General features: G+C 67.7%; 16 protein-coding genes and 1 tRNA gene. 7 read left to right on the top strand and 10 right to left on the bottom strand.

The genetic code is table 11. From position 1 onward, the window contains the following. Window positions 1-4 precede the first annotated feature (4 nt). The 4 genes from WDM86_11000 to WDM86_10985 are packed head-to-tail and all read left to right on the top strand — an operon-like array spanning window position 5 to window position 3756. Window positions 5-1108, top strand: coding sequence for a hypothetical protein (locus WDM86_11000; GenBank protein ID MEI9990556.1), 1104 nt, complete (start codon window positions 5-7; stop codon window positions 1106-1108). Next, window positions 1105-2115 carry a phosphotransferase family protein gene (locus WDM86_10995; protein MEI9990555.1) on the top strand — a complete coding sequence of 337 codons (1011 nt, stop codon included), beginning with the start codon at window positions 1105-1107 and terminating at the stop codon, window positions 2113-2115. Before WDM86_11000 ends, WDM86_10995 begins: the two co-directional genes overlap by 4 nt. Then, entirely contained in the window at window positions 2112-2543 is a 432-nt protein-coding gene (locus WDM86_10990) for a hypothetical protein (protein MEI9990554.1), read from the top strand. The genes WDM86_10995 and WDM86_10990 overlap by 4 nt, the downstream gene beginning before the upstream one ends. A gap of 7 nt (window positions 2544-2550) precedes the next feature. Further along, the gene (locus tag WDM86_10985; protein ID MEI9990553.1) at window positions 2551-3756 is read left to right on the top strand and encodes an MFS transporter; all 1206 of its coding nucleotides are present in this window, start codon (window positions 2551-2553) and stop codon (window positions 3754-3756) included. A gap of 164 nt (window positions 3757-3920) precedes the next feature. Here WDM86_10985 and WDM86_10980 read toward each other — a convergent pair whose 3' ends face one another. Genes WDM86_10980 through fsa form a run of 3 tightly spaced genes read right to left on the bottom strand, consistent with a single transcriptional unit; the run spans window position 3921 to window position 6159 of the window. After that, on the bottom strand, window positions 3921-4829 hold the full coding sequence (locus WDM86_10980) for a tyrosine recombinase XerC (GenBank protein MEI9990552.1): 909 nt from the start codon (window positions 4827-4829) through the stop codon (window positions 3921-3923). Further along, complete coding sequence (locus tag WDM86_10975; GenBank protein MEI9990551.1) at window positions 4805-5503, bottom strand: hypothetical protein; 699 nt, start codon at window positions 5501-5503, stop codon at window positions 4805-4807. The genes WDM86_10980 and WDM86_10975 overlap by 25 nt, the downstream gene beginning before the upstream one ends. Continuing rightward, on the bottom strand, window positions 5500-6159 hold the full coding sequence (gene fsa / locus WDM86_10970; GenBank protein ID MEI9990550.1) for a fructose-6-phosphate aldolase: 660 nt from the start codon (window positions 6157-6159) through the stop codon (window positions 5500-5502). The genes WDM86_10975 and fsa overlap by 4 nt, the downstream gene beginning before the upstream one ends. Window positions 6160-6209: 50 nt before the next feature. Between fsa and WDM86_10965 the strand changes: the two genes are divergently transcribed. Then, window positions 6210-8417: a primosomal protein N' gene (locus WDM86_10965; GenBank protein MEI9990549.1), complete on the top strand. Its 2208-nt coding sequence runs from the start codon at window positions 6210-6212 to the stop codon at window positions 8415-8417. A gap of 224 nt (window positions 8418-8641) precedes the next feature. Here WDM86_10965 and WDM86_10960 read toward each other — a convergent pair. The 6 genes from WDM86_10960 to WDM86_10935 all read right to left on the bottom strand — a co-directional run bounded on the left by WDM86_10960 (window position 8642) and on the right by WDM86_10935 (window position 12251). Further along, window positions 8642-8733 (bottom strand) — tRNA-Ser (locus WDM86_10960). 112 nt (window positions 8734-8845) lie between these two features. Then, on the bottom strand, window positions 8846-10246 hold the full coding sequence (leuC, locus tag WDM86_10955; GenBank protein MEI9990548.1) for a 3-isopropylmalate dehydratase large subunit: 1401 nt from the start codon (window positions 10244-10246) through the stop codon (window positions 8846-8848). Window positions 10247-10332: 86 nt separating this feature from the next. Continuing rightward, a complete protein-coding gene (locus WDM86_10950) occupies window positions 10333-10524 on the bottom strand; it encodes a twin transmembrane helix small protein (protein MEI9990547.1) in 192 nt (63 codons plus the stop codon). Window positions 10525-10572: 48 nt separating this feature from the next. Next, a complete protein-coding gene (locus WDM86_10945) occupies window positions 10573-10920 on the bottom strand; it encodes a thermonuclease family protein (protein MEI9990546.1) in 348 nt (115 codons plus the stop codon). Between the two features lie 159 nt (window positions 10921-11079). Next, window positions 11080-11547 carry a universal stress protein gene (locus WDM86_10940; protein ID MEI9990545.1) on the bottom strand — a complete coding sequence of 156 codons (468 nt, stop codon included), beginning with the start codon at window positions 11545-11547 and terminating at the stop codon, window positions 11080-11082. Between the two features lie 50 nt (window positions 11548-11597). Then, window positions 11598-12251: a helix-turn-helix domain-containing protein gene (locus WDM86_10935; protein MEI9990544.1), complete on the bottom strand. Its 654-nt coding sequence runs from the start codon at window positions 12249-12251 to the stop codon at window positions 11598-11600. Window positions 12252-12301: 50 nt separating this feature from the next. Between WDM86_10935 and WDM86_10930 the strand changes: the two genes are divergently transcribed. Further along, window positions 12302-12928, top strand: a complete 627-nt coding sequence (locus WDM86_10930) for a hypothetical protein (protein ID MEI9990543.1) — start codon at window positions 12302-12304, stop codon at window positions 12926-12928. Here the strand turns inward: WDM86_10930 and mutS are convergent. Beyond that, window positions 12918-15545 carry a DNA mismatch repair protein MutS gene (gene mutS / locus WDM86_10925; protein ID MEI9990542.1) on the bottom strand — a complete coding sequence of 876 codons (2628 nt, stop codon included), beginning with the start codon at window positions 15543-15545 and terminating at the stop codon, window positions 12918-12920. The genes WDM86_10930 and mutS overlap by 11 nt on opposite strands. Window positions 15546-15709: 164 nt before the next feature. On the opposite strand from mutS, the gene WDM86_10920 reads away from it, so the two are divergent. Further along, window positions 15710-17962, top strand: coding sequence for an NADP-dependent malic enzyme (locus tag WDM86_10920; protein MEI9990541.1), 2253 nt, complete (start codon window positions 15710-15712; stop codon window positions 17960-17962). Window positions 17963-17964 lie beyond the last annotated feature (2 nt).

Raw genomic sequence — 17964 nt, 5'->3', positions numbered from 1 at the left:
GCCCATGCTGACCAAAGCCGACGATTATCCGGTGCACCAGCGGCCGGAACCCATCGCCACAGCCGGCACCGACCGCAATTTCTACGACCGCTATTTCTTCAACGGCTATTCGGCGGACGGCAGCGTGTTCTTCGCCGCCGCGCTGGGCGTCTATCCGCATCTGAACGTGATGGACGCGGCGCTGTCGGTGATCGATGGCGGGGTGCAGCACAATCTGCGCGCCTCCAAGCTGCTCGCCATGGAGCGGATGGACACCACCGTCGGGCCCATCGCCGTGCAGGTGATCGAGCCGTTGAAGACGCTGCGCCTTGTCGTCGGCAAGAACGATCACGGCATCGCGGCCGACATCACCTTTCACGCCCGCGCCTTGCCGGTGGAGGAGCCGCGCTTCACCTATCGCATGGGGCCGCTCACCTTCATGGACTATACGCGGCTGACGCAGAACGGGAGCTATGAAGGCTGGATCGAGATCGGGGGCAAGCGCATCGAGCTCAGCCGCGAGAGGATCGTCGGCACCCGCGACCGCTCCTGGGGCGTGCGGCCGGTTGGCCTCGCCAATCCACAAGGCGCCGCCCCGCCGCGCCTGCCGCAATTCTATTGGCTGTGGTCGCCGCTGAACTTTCCCGACCGCTTCATGCTCTATCACAACAATGCCGACGCCGCCGGCAAGCCGTGGAACACCGCGTCCGTGATCGGGCCGGCCGGCGACGGCGAGGCCGAGCACATGGCGGCCTGCTGGTCGACCATCGACTACAAGCCGGGCACGCGGCATGCCAAGCACGCGACGATCCAGACGCGCGACGCGCGCGGCGGCGAATGGCGGGCGGAGATGACGCCGAAGTTCAATTTCTACATGTCAGGCATCGGCTACGGCCATCCCGAATGGGGCCATGGCCGCTATCACGGCGAATTGGCGGTCGGCTACGATTCCTTCAAGACCGCCGAGGTCAACGAAAACGAGCCGCAGTTCCAGCACATCCAGGCCTTCGTCGAGGCCAGGCTGACCGGCCCGAACGTCGACACCAGCGGCACCGGCGTTCTGGAGCAACTCGTCGTCGGCGCCTTCGCGCCACACGGGCTGACCGGCATCTTCGATCCGGCGCCATGAACGATCTTTCCGACAAGCTGCAAGCCTATCTGCGCGCCAAGCTTGGCGAGCCGGACTTGACCGTGACGGGGCTGGCGCGGATTCCCGGCGGCGCGTCACGCGAGACCTATCGCTTCCGCGCCAAGAGCGGCGGGGCCGAGCGCGGGCTGATCCTGCGCCGCGATCCGCCCGCCAGCCTGATCGAGACCGAGCGCACGACGGAATACCAGGCCTATGAAGCGTTCCACGCCCTGGGCCTGCCGGTGCCGGCGCCGGTGGCGCTGGAGCTCGATCCGGCGCCGCTGGAGCGGCCTTTCTTCATCATGGAGGAGATCGAAAACTGCCTGACCGGCTCGATCGTGAGTCCCGATCCCTATGGCGTGCATCGCGACAAGATCGGCCGGCAATTCTACGGCGTGCTCGGCCGCATCGCCGCGGTCGATCCGCGCGACATGGGCCTGTCCAACTTCGACGGCGAGACCGACATCCACGACGTCGCGATGCACGAGGTGGCGCGCTGGGAAAAGGTGATCGACGAGGACGAGATCGAGCCGCAGCCCATCGTGCGCGCCGCGATCCGCTGGCTGAAGCGCAACCCGCCGCCGCCGGCGCAGAAGATCGCGGTGGTGCATGGCGATTATCGCACCGGCAATTTCCTCTATGACGAAAGCGGCACGATCCGCGCGATCCTGGATTGGGAGATGGCGCATCTGGGCGATCCGTTGGAAGATCTCGGCTGGGCGATCGATCCGCTCTGGGCCGGCGGCAATCCGGGTTTTCCGGGCGGCATGATCGCGCGCGACGCGGCCATCGCGGCCTGGGAGAAGGCGAGCGGGCTGACGGCGGAGCCCCAGGCGTTGCGCTGGTGGGAGATTTTCGCCGGCCTGAAGGGCGCGGCGATCTGGATTTCGGCGGCGCGCGAATACGCGCAGGGGCGCAACATCGATCCGATCAACGCCTTTTCGGGATGGTATTGCCTGGCCTTCCACAACATGATCTTGGCCGAGCGGCTGGGAGAAGGCGCATGAACCCCGAAGTCGGCACCATCCTCGACCTGTCGATGCGCAAGATCGCCGGCGGCGTCAACGAACATGGCGCGGCCTTCGCGCAGGGCACCGTCAGCCTGCTCTCGACCGTCCTGACGATGGCGGCCAAGGAATACGATCGCGGCGCCGATATCCGCTTCGCGGAGAACCGCGACCTGCGGGCGCTGTTCGGCGAGATCGCCGGCGCGGTGGGCGATGCCGGATTGAAGGCCAGGCTCCAAGCGGCGGCGGCGTCACGCGACGCGGATCTGCGCATCTCCACGCTGAACGAGAACAATTACGCGCTGCGCCGCCTCCTGACCGAGGCGATGATCTTCGTCGAACTGCATGGCCTGCGCGATGCGGAGAAGCGGATCTGGGCCGTGCTGAAGGCGGCCGCGACGCGTCGGCTTGTCCAGCTTGGTGCCTGAAGGGTCTTTGCGATCGCCGACCGCGCTTCGGCTTTCCGCCGCCTATGCCGCGACGGGATTGAGCGGCGGCGTCTATATCCCGTTCTTCGGCGCCTGGCTCGCCTATAAAGGATTGAGCGCGGCCGAGATCGGCACGCTTTTGTCGGCCGGCATGCTGCTGCGGGTGATCGTGCCGCCCTTGACCGGGATGATCGCGGACGCGCGCGACGACCGGCGCGGCGTGATGATCTGGCTGTTCGGGCTGCAATTCGCCGGCTACCTCGCGCTCAACTGGGCGGTCGGGCCGCTGGAGATTTTCGTCGTCGCGGTGACCGCGAACGTCGCCAGCAACGCCGCAACGCCCTTGCAGGAAAGCGTCAGCATGCGGCTGGCCGAGCGCTTCGGCTTCGATTACGGCCGCGTGCGGATGTGGAATTCCATGGTCTACGCCGCGAGCAATGTCGTGTCGGGCCTCGCCATCGCGCGCTTCGGCATGATCGTGCTGGCGCCATGGCTGGCGGTGTCGCTGGCGCTGGCCTTCGTTTCGATCTGCTTCCTGCCGGCGCCGCCGCGCGATCATCCGCACGGCGCGCTGCATGTGCGGCTGCGCGCGACCTTCGCGGAGGCGCGCGAGCTGATGGCGTCGGCGCCGTTCCTGCTGTTCCTGTGCGCCGCGAGTCTCGATCAGGGGAGCCACGCTTTCTATTACGGCTATGGCGGACTGCATTGGCTCAGGCTGGGCTATAGCGGGGCGCTGATCGGCGCGATCTGGCCGCTCGGCGTGGTGGCGGAGGCGATGCTGTTTTCGGTGTCGCTGCGGCTGTTCCGCGGTATCGGTGCGACGCGGCTTCTGCTGCTGGGCGGGGTGGGATGCGTGGTGCGCTGGACGATCCTCGCCTTCGATCCGCCCTTCGCGCTGGTCGTGATTGCGCAGATCCTGCACGGCGCGACTTTCGCGCTGGCGCATCTGGGGGCGATGTATTTCATCCTGAAAGCGGTGCCGCCGCGCCTGTCGGCGACGGCGCAGAGTCTCTACGCGGTCGGATCGAACGGCGTCGCGATGGGGCTGGCGACCTATGCATCGGGGCTGCTTTATCCGGCGTATGGCGGGCGGACGTATTTTCTGATGGCGGCGATGGGCGCGGGCGCGGTGCTGTTCGCCTGGGGCCTGGGCCGCGCCTGGGATGGCGGACGGATCACGCAGCGGAGCGATGAGGCGATGGAGGCGATCTAAACCACCTCTGTCATGGCCCGCGACTACAGGTCACCCAGGTCACACCGGCACGACGTTGAAATTCACGCCTCGCAGAAATCTTCGATACCGGCGCTGGCGTCAACTGGGTGGCCCGCATTCGCGGGCCATGACACCTCTTATTTTCATGACACCTGTTGTTTTTATCATCCGCGCGGATGCGCTTTCTCGTAGACCGCCATCAGCTTCTTCGTGTCGATCTCCGTATAAGTCTGCGTCGTCGAGAGCGAGGCGTGGCCGAGGAGCTCCTGCACGGCGCGGAGGTCTCCGCCATTGGCCAACAGATGCGTCGCGAAGGAATGGCGCATCGCATGCGGCGTGGCGCGTTCCGACAGACCGAGCGCGCCGCGCAGGCGTTCCATCAGGAGCTGTGCCTCGCGCGGGCTCATCGGCTTGCCGCGGCGGGAAAGGAACAGCGGCGCATCCTTCGCGCCGGTGAAGGGAATCGCGTCGGCATAGGCGGCGATGGCCGCGCGCACGGACTCGAGCATCGGCACGACGCGCTCCTTGCGGCCCTTGCCGAAGATGGTCAGCGACGGCGCCAGGGGCACGTCGCCGCGCCTCAGGCTCAAGGCTTCGGAGATGCGCAGGCCCGCGCCGTAGAGCAGCGTCAACAGCGCGGCGTCGCGGCGCGCGATCCATGCGATGTCGTTCTCGCCGGCGACTTCGATCGCGCGGGCGGCGTCGCGTTCGCTCAAAGGCCGCGGCAGGCCCTTGCGGATGCGCGGGGTGCGGATGCTGCGGGCGGCGGCGCTCTCCAAAATGTTCTCGCGCGCCAGATAGCGGAAGAAGCTGCGCAAAGCGGCCATCGCGCGCTGCACACCCTTGCTGCCGAGGCCCTCGGCGCGGCGCACGGTGATGAAGGCGCGGATGTCGGCCGGGGCAAGCTTCGCCAGCGCGCGCTCGCTCACGCCGCCGCCGAGATGGCCGTGCAGGAAATCCAGGAACCGCGCCATGTCGTCGCCATAGGCGCGCAGCGTGTGCACGCTCGCCCGACGCTCATGCGCCAGGCTGGCGAGCCAGGCCGTCTTCAGATCTTCGGCAGATCGAGCCATGCCCTTATGGCCCGTTCGAGCGCGCGCGCCGCGAAGCGCAGATCGGTGGCGATGGCCTCGTCCTCGAACGCGCCCTGCGCCAGGGCGCCGATGACGAGCAGCGCCGCCGGCGCGTCGCGGCCGATCTTGACGCGGAACACCGCGAGGCTGCGGAAGTCGCCGCCGCCCGCGCCGAGAAGAAGCTCGCCGCCGCCGGAGAGGATGGCGCCGGTGCCGTCGCGGCCCAGCACCGCCTCGGTCGTGCCGGGCGGGATGAGATGCACGCCTTCGGTGCGGATCCTGGCCGTGCCGGGCTCGCCTTCGACGCAGATCGCGGCGCGGTCGGCGCCGAAGGACGGCGCGGCGGCGATCACCACCGCGATGGCTTCGGCGAAGCTCCTCGCATCGATCAGGTCGAGCACGAAACGGCGCACGCCCTCGCCCATGCGCACCGAGGATTTCTGCAGGCCGAGCAGGCCGTCGCGTTCGGCGCGCAGCGTCGCGTTCTCCGCCGCCAGCCGGTCGATCACGAAACGCTGGAAATCCCGCGCCTCGCCGATATCGTCGCGCTCGGGCAGGAGCAACGCCAGCAACTCGCCATCGGCCGCGAGCTTGCCGCGGTTCATCTTGACATAGGCCTTGATCGCGTCCGCCGCCGCCTGCCCCGGTGGTGCGGTTTTCGCCTGTTCGCTCATTCGTCCCGGATTCTGACGCCGGCCTTCTTCGCATCCGCGATGAAGGTCGCCAGCCCCTTGTCGGTCAGCGGATGGTTGAGGAGGGATTTGAACACGTCAACCGGGAGCGTCGCGACGTCGGCGCCGCTGAGCGCGCTCTCGCGCACATGCGGCACGCCGCGGATCGAGGCGGCGAGGATCTGGGTCTCGTAGCCGTAATTGTCGAAGATGGTGCGGATCTCGCGGATCAGCTCCATGCCGTCCTGGCCGGCGTCGTCGAGACGGCCGATGAAGGGCGAGATGAAGGTGGCGCCGGCCTTCGCCGCCATCATCGCCTGCACCGGCGAGAAGCACAGCGTGACATTGACCATCAGCCCTTCGGAGCGCAGCGCGCGGCAGGCGGCCAGCCCGTCCCAGGTCAGCGGCACCTTGATGGTGATGTTGCTGGCGATCTTGGCGAAGATCTTCGCCTCGGCGATCATGTCCTTGGTGTCGACCGCGAGCACTTCGGCGCTCACCGGGCCGGGCACCGAATCGCAAATCTCCTTCAGCGATTCCTTGTAGTCGAGGCCGGTCTTGGCGGCGAGCGAGGGATTGGTCGTCACCCCGTCCACCAGGCCGGTTTGCGCCCACTTCGCGATCTCTTTGGGGTCCGCGCTGTCGATGAAGAGCTTCATGGCACCATTTTACGGTTGACCCGGCAGAATCACCAACTCAAGTGTACCGCATGAAACTAGCGGCGTTTAGACCTGCCGGGGATTTGTTGCTGCAGCCTGCGCCGCGGGCCGGAGTGTTGCTGCCTTTGCCGCTGTCCGGCGCCTACGATTACAAACTTCCCAGAGGTACAAACGTGCTGCGCGGCCTTCTGGTTTCGGCTCCGCTGGGCCCGCGCGCGCAGATGGGCGTGGTTTGGGGCGCGGCGGAAGGAAGCGTCGGCGACAACCGCCTGAAAGAGGCCCTGCCGTTCGAGGGGTATCCGGCGATTCCGGGCAGGCTGTGCGATTTCGTCGACTGGGTGGCGCAATACACCCTGTCGCCGCCGGGCATGATCCTCGCCATGGTGCTGCGCAGCGGACGCGCCTTCGAGCCGCAGGCGATGCGCACCGCCTTCGTGCGGGGCGGCGACACACCCAAGCGGCTGACGCCGGCCCGGGCCCGCGTGCTGGAATTGGCGGAAGACGGGCTGGCGCGCAGCGTGCCGACCCTGGCGGAAGAGGCCGGCGTGTCGCCGGCGGTGGTGCGCGGGCTGATCGAGGCGGGGGCGCTGGCGCCGACGCAGCTTCCCGAGTTCCCGCCTTTTCCCGCGCCGGATCCCGCCTTTATGGCCGTCGAACTGAACGGGCCCCAGGCCGAGGCGGCCGAGGGCTTGCGCGGCGAAGTCGCGGCGCATCGCTTCGCGGTCAGCCTGCTCGACGGCGTGACCGGCTCGGGCAAGACGGAGGTCTATTTCGAGGCGGTCGCCGAGGCGCTGCGGCGGGGCCGGCAGGTGCTGATCCTGCTGCCGGAGATCGCGCTGACGGTGCAGTTCCTGGAGCGCTTCGCCGAGCGCTTTGGCTGCCGCCCGGCGGAATGGCATTCCGATCTCTCCGCGAAGGAGCGCACGCGGGTCTATCGCGCGGTGATGAACGGCGAGGCGCGGGTGGTGGTCGGGGCGCGGTCGTCGCTGTTCCTGCCGTTCCGGGACCTCGGCCTCATCGTCGTCGATGAGGAGCATGAGCAAGCCTATAAGCAGGAAGACGGCGTCATCTATCACGCGCGCGACATGGCGGTGGTGCGGGCGCGCTTCGAGCAATGCCCCGTGGTGCTGGCAAGCGCGACGCCGTCGCTTGAAAGCTATGTCAACGCAACAAGCGGGCGCTATGCGCATCGCAGGCTCGGCGCGCGGCACGGCGCGGCGGTGATGCCGACCGTGAAGCTGATCGACCTGCGCCAGGAGAAGACCGAGGCCGGAAGCTGGCTGTCGCAGCCCCTGCGCGAGGCGGTGACGGCGGCGCTGGCGGCGGGCGAGCAGACCATGCTGTTCCTCAACCGGCGCGGCTATGCCCCGCTGACCTTGTGCAGCGCCTGCGGCCACAAGATGACCTGCCGCGACTGCTCGTCCTGGCTGGTGGAGCATCGCTACCGCAAGCGGCTGGCGTGCCATCAATGCGGCTATGAGATCGCGACGCCGCTGAAATGCCCCGAATGCGGCGCGGAGCACACGCTGATCGCCTGCGGCCCGGGCGTGGAGCGCGTGGCGGAGGAATTCGCCGCGCTGTTTCCGCAGGCGCGCGTCGCCATCGCGTCGTCGGACACGATGCACGGGCCGCGCGAGACCCAGGCGGCAATCCGCGCCATGGCCCGGCGCGAGATCGATGTGCTGATCGGCACCCAGATCGTCGCCAAGGGACATCATTTTCCGCAGCTCACGCTGGTGGGCGTGATCGATGCCGATCTCGGCGGCTCGGACGGCGATCTGCGGGCACGGGAGCGGACGTTCCAGCTGCTGCACCAAGTGTCGGGGCGCGCGGGGCGGGCGGAGAAGCCGGGACTGGTCCTGATCCAGACGCGCAATCCGAAGGACGCGGTGATGGCGGCGCTGGCGAGCGGCGACCGCGATGCGTTCTACGAGCAGGAGCGGCTCTATCGCGAACGCGCCGGCGCGCCGCCCTTCGGACGGCTGGCGGCGATCATCCTGTCGGGACATGACGGCGTCGCGGTGACGGATGCGGGGCGGGCCCTGGCGAAGGCCGCGCCGGCCGCGCGGGGCGTGAAAGTGTGGGGGCCGACGCCGGCGTTCTATCATTTGCTGCGCGGCCAGACGCGCGAGCGGCTTTTGGTGCAGGCCGAGCGCACTGTCGATGTGCAGGCCTATTTGCGGGCGTGGCTCGCGGCGGTGAAGGTCTCGAACAAGGTGCGGGTCACCGTCGATGTCGATCCGGTGAGTTTTTTCTGAGTCGATTGCCGACCACGCAACGATTGTCATCCGCCGCGAATGCGGCGGACCCAGGTAAAACCTGTCGCGTAAGGCGTCACCTGGGTGGCCCGCATTCGCGGGCCATGACACCGATTTGGTTGAGAAGACAAAAACTGGCGGAGGGTGAAGGAATCGAACCCTTAACCTTGCGGTTACCCCGGTGTTCGGGACCGGTTGCCGGCCATTCGGCGGCACCCTCCGTCTGGCGGAAGGGGCTGGGATCGAACCAACGCGGGATTTGCGAACCCCGGCTACGGCTTAGCAAGCCGACACATTGCCTCTCTGTCACCCTTCCTTGTCAAGACGAGCAACTCGATGAGTGCAATGGAAGCCGCGTGTTCATGCGCAAACAATGAACGCGCCTGTGTTGAAGGTCAAATCACGGCAGCCATGCGAAATTGCGACGGCTACTGAAACTCCCGCACATCCGCCAGGTGGCCGGCGATCGCGGCCGCCGCCGCCATCGCGGGGCTCATCAGGTGGGTGCGGCCGCCGCGGCCCTGGCGGCCTTCGAAGTTGCGGTTCGATGTGGACGCGCAGCGCTCGCCGGGCTCGAGCTTGTCGGCGTTCATCGCCAGGCACATCGAACAGCCGGGCTCGCGCCATTCGAAACCGGCTTCGAGAAAGATCTCGTCGAGGCCCTCTTCCTCCGCCTGCGCCTTCACCAGGCCGGAGCCGGGGACGACCATCGCGCCGACATGCGGGGCGATCTTCTTGCCCTTCAGGATCGCGGCGGCGGCGCGCAGATCCTCGATGCGTCCGTTGGTGCAGGAGCCGATGAAGACGCGGTCGACCTTCACATCCTTCAGCGCCACGCCCGGGATCAATCCCATGTAATCGAGCGCGCGCTCGATGCTGGCGCGGTGCGCCTCGTCACGGATCGCGGCGGGATCGGGGACATGGCCGGTCACCGGCAGCGCCTGTTCGGGCGAGGTGCCCCAGGTCACCATCGGCACGATCTCGGACGCATCGAGCGTCACTTCCGCGTCGAACACCGCGTCGGGATCGGAGATCAGCGTCTTCCAGTACATCACGGCGTGCTCGAAGGCGGCGGCCTTGGGCGCGCGCGGCTTGCCGGCGACGTATTTGAACGTGGTCTCGTCGGGTGCGATGAGGCCGGCGCGGGCGCCGCCCTCGATCGTCATGTTGCACAGGGTCATGCGGCCTTCCATCGACAGGCCGCGGATCGCGTCGCCGGCATATTCGATGACATAGCCGGTGCCGCCGGCGGTGCCGATCCGGGCGATGATCGCGAGCGCGATGTCCTTCGCCGTGACGCCGAGCGGCAGCGCGCCGTTGACCGTGATGCGCATGTTCTTCGATTTGCCGATCAGGAGCGTCTGCGTCGCCAGCACATGCTCGACATCCGAGGTGCCGATGCCGAAGGCGAGCGAGCCGAACGCGCCATGCGTCGAGGTGTGGCTGTCGCCGCACACGATGGTCATGCCGGGCAGCGTGAAACCCTGCTCCGGCCCCACGATATGCACGATGCCCTGGCGGATGTCGGGCAGCGGCAGATATTCGACGCCGAATTCCTTGGCGTTGGATTCGAGCGTCGCGACCTGGAGGCGCGATTCCGGATCGGTATTGCCCATCGAGCGGCCGATGGTGGGGACATTGTGATCGGGCACCGCCAGCGTCGCCTCGGGCCGGCGCACCTTGCGATGGGCGAGGCGCAGGCCTTCGAAGGCCTGCGGGCTCGTCACCTCATGCACGAGATGGCGGTCGATATAGAGCGTGGCGGATTCGCCCGGCGGCTGCTGCACCAGATGGGCATCCCAGATCTTGTCGTACAATGTCTTCGGCATGGGGTCACAAGGTGGGAGTTTTGGGTCAGAATGTTGCGCTGCCGTATCAGCCGGCGCAAGGATGCGCAAGCGGACTCTTCCCGCCGCTATTTATGGCTGAAATACAGCACCGTCATGATGATGACGATGGCGATGAACTGCGCCAGCACGCGCAGCCGCATCAGCCGGTTCGACCAGGTGGCCGAGACCGCGCCGCCCTTCCAGAGCGTGTAGAGCCCGGCCAGCAACACGCCGAACACCACGGCGATGGCGATACCGACGGCGATCTTTCCGTTCATGAGACCTATATCCGCCCCGCGCCGGGCCGGTGCAAGACCCGCCGCGTCTCAGCCGCACCAGCCGTCGCGGCGGCCGCCGGCATAGGCGCGGGCGAGGCGGGCGCGGATCATCGCGTGCGCGATGTCGCCGCCGCCATCGGCCACCACCGCGTCGACCCGGCCGCCGAACTTGTCGTAGCGCACGGCGCTGAGCTTCACGTCGCCGCCTTCGATGCGGCGGGCGAGATAGTCCCGCGCGGCCTCGGCGCCCTTGCGCTCGGCGTCGCAGCGCGCCCGCAGCTCCGGCGCGTCGATGCCCGCGATGCGGACGCGGATGGAGATCTGCTGGTCCAGCCAGATGTCGGCGGACGCCTCGAAGGTGTCGCCGTCGATCACCCGGACCACGTAGGCGTTCACCGGGCCTGGGAAATACCTATCGGAATCATAGGCTTGTGCGAAGTTCGGCAATATAATTGTTTTCGAGATCAGCGCGAGAGCCACCCCAATCCGCTTCCAATCCACCGCCGCAACCCGCTATCAACTCAAGGTTGCATATAGAACAAATATGCAACCATTTCAAGCGAGGGCGTCGATCTTCGCGTCGGTGAAATTGCCCGGGACGATGGTGACGGGGATCGATTGGACGCCGCCGGCGAACAGCGCCACCAGCGGGCCGGGGCCGTCCTTCGCGGTGCTCGAGGCCAGCACGAGGATGGAGATGTCCTTGTCGGATTTGACGAGTTCCAGCAGCGCCTCGGTCGGACGGCCCTCGCCGAGTACCAGTTCGGGGATGATGCCGGCCAGTTCGTTGACGGTCTTGGCGGCGCCGTAGATCAGGCCTTCGGCTTCCTGGCGCGCCTCGTCCTTCATGATCTCCTCGACACCGCGCCATTGCTGGAAGTCGGCGGGCTGGGCGACGCAGAGCAGCGTGACGCGGCCGCCGGTGTGCTGGGCGCGGCGCGCCGCGAAGCGCACGGCGATCCGGCATTCCGGCGTCTTGTCCACGACGACGAGGAATTTGCGCTTGCGGTCGGGCTCGCTCATGGCGGCGGATGCTGACACCAGGACGGGCGCGGCTTCAAGGGTGGCGCTGCCTATGGGCGCGGCCGCTTCGACAGATAGGCCGCCTGCATCTCCACGATCGCCGCGACGAAGGAGGATCGCGACGGCCGGCTTGCGAACAGGCCGGCCTGGGGCTCGAGCCAGGTCACTTCCACCGCGCCATACAAGGCGGCGAGCGAAAAGCGCAGTGCGGCTTCGCCGCCGGCGATCTCGGGCCCGAAGCGCGCCAAGGCGGCCTTCAGCAGCGTGGCGCGGCCCCGGCTCTGCTGCCGCGCGAACCGCGTGCGCCATGCGCGATCCGGCGTCGTCCGCGCGAAGGCGCGGATCGCGAGCAGGAGGCCGCGATGCTCGCACGCGACCCGAACGGCCGCCTCGCCGACGCGGCGCAGGAAGTCGGGCAGGTTCCGCGCGCTGGCGGCGAAGGCCGCGTATTCCGCCTCCCGCTTTCCGTCGCCCAGAGACGCGAAATCGAGGAACGCGGCCGCAACGAGGGCGTCCTTGTCGGGATAGCGGCGGTAGATCGTGCCCACCGCGACGCCGGCCCGTTCGGCGACGGCCGGCACGGTGCAGGCATCGAGGCCGCCCCGGTCGGCCAGCGCGAGAACCGCGGCGAGGAGGCGCTCTTCGGTGCGGAAGCTGCGCCGCTGGCGCTTCCGCTTCTGCGGGGAGGCCGGTGTCTTGACCAAGGCCGTCATTCTCCTGTTAATGTGAATCCACTTTCACATATGAGGTTGCCATGGGCCTGTCCAGTAGCCGTCAGCGAACGCGCCGCATCGTGGCGGTTCTCGGCCTTTATGCCCTGGCCTATCTCTTCGCCAGCTGGCTCGACCTGTTCACCACCGCGCTCGCCCTCGTCCGGCCGGAGGCCAGCGAGGGGAACATCTATGCGACGGGCGCGGCGGGCTATGTCTCCGCCAAGGCCTGGCTGATCACGGTCGCGGGCGGCATCGCGATCGAAGCGTGCCTGCTCTGGGCGATCCTGGCGGCCGGAACGGTGACGCAGCACTGGCTCGCCCATCCCATCCGCTCCTTCGCCCGCCCTTACGTCAATCCGTGGTCGCGACGGGTACGGGACCGTTCGCCGCTGCATATGGCGAGTTTCGTCATCGCTTTCGTGCCGCTGCGGGTGCTGGCCGCGCTGAACAATGTCGCCATCGCCGCCACCGGAACCGCGCCGCTCGGACGGCTCGTCGGCCTCGCCTCGCGGGCGACCACGCCGGCGATCGGATTCTGGCTGGTGCTGGGACCGCTATTCTATCTCCTGGCGATCCTGCTGGCGCCGCTCGCAGCGCGCCTCATCGTCTGGGTCCGCGGCGGCGAGGATGCCGCCAGGATGCCCCCGGACACGCGGTCTACGGTTTGATCGCCTTGAGCTTGTAGATCAACTCCAGCGCCTCTTTCGGCGTCAACGTGTCGGGCTCGATCGCGCGCAGCGCTTCCTGGAATCCGTCGGGCCTGGGCGCCGGCGCGGCCGCGGCGAAAAGCGGGAGGTCGTCGATGCGGGCCAGCGGCTTATGGCCTTCGCGGCCGTCTTCCAGCGCTTTCAAAACCTCCTCCGCACGCGACACCACCGCTTGCGGCAGACCGGCGAGCTTGGCGACGTGGATTCCATAAGACCGGTCCGCCGCGCCCGGCGCGACCTCGTGCAGGAAGACGATGCTGTCGTTCCATTCGCGCACCCGCATCGTCACGCAGGCGAGCGATGTCAGCCGCTCGGCCAGCGCCGTCATCTCGTGATAGTGCGTGGCGAACAGCGCGCGGCTTCGGTTCTTCTCGTGCAGGTGCTCGGCGGTCGCCCAGGCGATGGCGAGGCCGTCGAAGGTCGCGGTGCCGCGGCCGATCTCGTCCAAGATCACGAGGCTCTTCGGCGTCGCCTGGTTCAGGATCGCGGCGGTCTCCACCATCTCGACCATGAAGGTCGAGCGGCCGGCGGCGAGGTCGTCGCCCGCGCCGACCCTGGAGAACAACCGATCCACGATGCCGATATGCGCCGCGTCGGCGGGCACGAAAGCGCCGGCCTGGGCGAGAATCGCGATCAGCGCGTTCTGGCGCAGGAAGGTCGACTTGCCCGCCATGTTGGGGCCGGTGACCAGCCAGAGCCTTCCGATCCCCTCGGGCGACAGGTCGCAATCGTTCGGCACGAACGGATGGGCGTGGTCGTGCGCCAGCGCCGCTTCGACCACCGGATGGCGGCCGCGCACGATCTTGAACGCAAGGCCGTCGTCGATCTTCGGACGGACGTGCCGGCCGGCAACCGCGAGCTCGCCCAGCGCGCAGGCGACATCGACAACCGCGAGAGCGCCCGCGATGCGGTTGAGGGAAGGTGCGCAGGCGATGGCCTCTTCGCACATCCGGTCGAACAATTCGCGCTCCAGCGCGAGGGCCTGGTCGGCGGCTTGCGATATGCGCGTGGCAAGCGACGCCAGTTCGTCCGTCGTGAAGCGCACGGCGCTGCCGATGGTCTGGCGGTGGCGGAACAGGGTGCGGTTGTCGCCCGATTGCAGCTTGTCGGCATGCTGCGGCGTCACCTCGATGAAATAGCCGAGCACGCCATTGTGCTTGATGCGCAGTTGCGGCGTGCCGCTGTCGGTCCGGTAGCGCGCTTCGAGGCCGGCGATCACGCGGCGCGATTCGTCGCGCAGCTTGCGCACCTCGTCCAAGGGCGCATGCACGCCGGCCGCGACGAAGCCGCCGTCGCGCGCCAGGAAGGGCGGCTCGGCGATCAGGAGGGTCTCGACCTTGTCGGCCAGGCGCGAGGCGCCCGTCGTGCCTTCGATCAGATCGTGGCAGGCGTCGCGCAATTCGCCGGGCGCCGGCTTCAGGGGATCGTCCAGCTTCAGGCGGGTGCGCAGATGGCGGGCGCATTTGATGCCGTCGCGCAGATTGGCGAGATCGCGCGGCCCGCCGCGGCCGACCGAGATGCGCGCCAGCGCCCGGGCGATGTCGGGGGCGCGGCGCAGATCCTCGCGCAGGCTCCGGCGCAATTCGGAATCGCCCTCGAAGAAAGCGACGGCGTCGTGGCGCTGCGCGATGGCCTTCACGTCGGTCAGCGGAGCGGCGAGCCGCGCCGCCAATTCGCGCGCGCCGGCGGCGGTGACCGTGCGGTCGATGGCGGAGAGCAGGCTGCCCTTGCGCTCGCCGGCGAGCGTCTGTGTCAGTTCGAGATTGCGCCGCGTCGCGGCGTCGATCCCCATGAAGGCGCGCGGCGCCACGCGGGCGAGCGTGCGCAGCGCCGGCAGGTTGCCCTTCTGCGTCAGGTCGAGATAGGCGATCAGCGCGCCGGCGGCGGACAGCTCGGCGCGCGAGAAGGCGCCGAAGCCGTCCAGGCTCTGCACCTTGTAATGCGCCTTCAGCGCGCGCTCGCCGGCGCCGGAATCGAATTTGATCGACGGCAGCGGCGACAAAGCCGGGCCGAGCGCCTTGAGGATCGGCGCCAGCGCCGCGTCGGCGAGCAGCGCATCCGGCACGAGCAGTTCGCTCGGATGCACGCGGGCGAGTTCCATCGCGATCTCGTCCGGCTGGACCGGCGCGACCCAGAAAGTTCCGGCGGAAATGTCGGCGGCCGCGATGGCGAAGGCGCTGCCGGCGCGGCCGAGCGCCGCCAGCATGTTGGCGGCGCGCGCTTCCAGGAGCGAATCCTCGGTCAGGGTTCCCGGGGTCACAAGACGCACGACCTCGCGCTTCACGACGGATTTGCCGCCGCGCTTCTTGACTTCGGCCGGGTCCTCCATCTGCTCGCACACCGCAACCCGGAAACCCTTGCGGATCAGCTTCTCCAGATAGCTTTCCGCAGCGTGAACCGGCACGCCGCACATCGCGATGTCCTCGCCCTGGTGCCTGCCGCGCTTGGTGAGCGCGATGTCCAGCGCCTCGGCCGCCTTCACCGCGTCGTCGAAGAACAGCTCGTAGAAATCGCCCATGCGGTAGAACAGGAGATAGCCGGCATGCGCCGTTTTGGTCGCCAGATACTGCGCCATCATCGGAGTCGCCCCCTCGGGCGACGCCTTACTTTCTTGCGGAGTCTCCGGCGCGTGTTCGTTCATGTCGCGGACTTTATCATGTCGCAGCGGCGGCTGCGGTTGCCGCATTGATATCGGGTGGGCCAAAAGGGGATATTCTGTGGATCACTCCAAACGGTAGCAGCATGCCCAACATCAAGAAGCCCTCCTTCACACGGGAAGAGGCTCTGGCCTTTCACTCCCAAGGCAAGCCGGGAAAAATCGAGATTACGCCGACCAAGCCGATGGCGACGCAGCGCGACCTTTCGCTTGCCTATTCGCCCGGCGTCGCGGTGCCGGTGCTGGCGATCGCGGAGAACCCCGACCTCGCCTATGAGTATACCTCGAAGGGCAATCTGGTCGCGGTGATTTCCAACGGCACCGCGATCCTCGGGCTGGGCGACCTGGGCGCCCTGGCGTCCAAGCCGGTGATGGAGGGCAAGGCGGTCCTGTTCAAGCGCTTCGCCGACGTGGATTCCATCGACCTGGAAGTCGACACCTCCGACGTCGAGCAGTTCATCGGCGCGGTGCGCTATCTCGGCCCGTCCTTCGGCGGCATCAATTTGGAGGACATCAAGGCGCCGGACTGCTTCGTGATCGAGGAGCGGCTGCGCGAGATGATGGACATCCCGGTCTTCCACGACGACCAGCACGGCACCGCGATCATTTCCACCGCCGGCATCATCAACGCGATGCACCTGACGGGGCGCAAGTTCGAGGACACCAAGGTCGTGGTGAACGGCGCCGGCGCGGCGGGCATCGCCTGCCTCGAATTGCTCAAGTCGATGGGACTGCCGTCGGCCAATGCGATCCTGTGCGATTCCAAGGGCGTGGTCTGGCGCGGCCGCACCGCCGGCATGAACCAGTGGAAATCCGCCCATGCGGTGGACACCGATGCGCGCACGCTGGAGGACGCGGTGAAAGGCTCGGACGTGTTCCTCGGCCTCTCGGTCAAGGGCGCGATGACGCAGGAGATGGTGATGTCGATGCGCAAGGCGCCGATCATCTTCGCCATGGCCAATCCCGATCCGGAGATCACGCCGGAAGAGGTGAAGGCGGTGCGCTCCGACGCCATCGTCGCCACGGGGCGCAGCGACTATCCCAACCAGGTGAACAACGTGTTGGGCTTTCCCTACATATTTCGCGGAGCACTCGACGTGCGGGCGCGGACCATCAACGAGGCGATGAAGATCGCCGCCGCCGAGGCGCTGGCCGAGCTGGCGCGCGAGGACGTGCCGGACGAGGTCGCCGCGGCTTATCGAGGCGCCAGACCCGAATACGGGCCGGAATACATCATCCCGGTGCCGTTCGATCCGCGGCTGATCAGCCGCGTGTCGCGCGCGGTGGCGGAGGCGGCGATCAAGTCCGGCGTGGCGCGGCGCGAGATCAAGGATCTCGACGCCTATTCGTTCCAGCTTTCGGCGCGGCTCGATCCCTCCGCCGCCCTGTTCCAGCGCATCACGGCGAGCGTGCGGGCCAATCCCAAGCGCGTGGTGTTCGCGGAAGGCGAGGAGGAATCGGTGATCCGCGCCGCCGCCGCGTTCCAGAATTCCGGCCTCGGCAAGGCGATCCTGGTGGGGCGCGAGGAGATCGTCAAAAACGGCATCCGCCACGCCGGGCTGGACGAGAATGCCCTCGAAATTCGCGTGCCGCATTCGGCGCAGGAGGCCCAGCCCTATATCGAATTCCTGTTCAAGCGGCTGCAGCGGCGCGGCGTGCTCTATCGCGACGCGGTGCGCATGGTGACCAACGACCGCAACGTCTATGCGAGCGCGATGCTGGCGCAGGACGATGCCGACGCGATGGTGACGGGCGTGACGCGCAACTATGCCGCGGCGCTGAACGATGTGCGCCTGGTGCTCGACCCGCCCAAGGGCGAGCGGCCGATCGGCGTGATGCTGATCTTCGCGCGCGGCAGGCTGGTGTTCGTCGCCGATACTTCGGTGCACGAGATGCCGACCTCGCAGGAGCTGGCCGACATCGCGGTGCAGGCGGCGGGCGTGGCGCGGCGCTTCGGCTTCACGCCGCGCGTGGCGCTCTTGGCATCGTCCACCTTCGGCTTTCCGCGCAGCGAGCGGTCGGAGCGCGTCGTCGAGGCGGTGCACATTCTGGACGAGCGGCATGTCGATTTCGAATATGACGGCGAGATCGCGGTGGACGTGGCGCTGGATCGCGAAAAGATGCTGCTCTATCCGTTCTGCCGGCTGACCGACACGGCGAACGTGCTGATCATGCCCGCGATCCATTCGGCGGCGATCTCGACGCGGCTTTTGTCGCAGCTCGGCGGCGTGACGATGATGGGGCCGTTGCTGATCGGGCTGGAGAAATCGGTGCAGATCGCTCCGCTCGGCGCCAAGATGAGCGAGATCTACAACGCCGCGCTGATCGCGGCGCTGTAGCG

This window comes from Rhizomicrobium sp. (genome assembly GCA_037200045.1).
GTDB lineage: Bacteria > Pseudomonadota > Alphaproteobacteria > Micropepsales > Micropepsaceae > Rhizomicrobium.
Note: the sequence above shows the minus strand (reverse complement) of the source record. Positions and strands in the feature narration are given on the sequence as shown.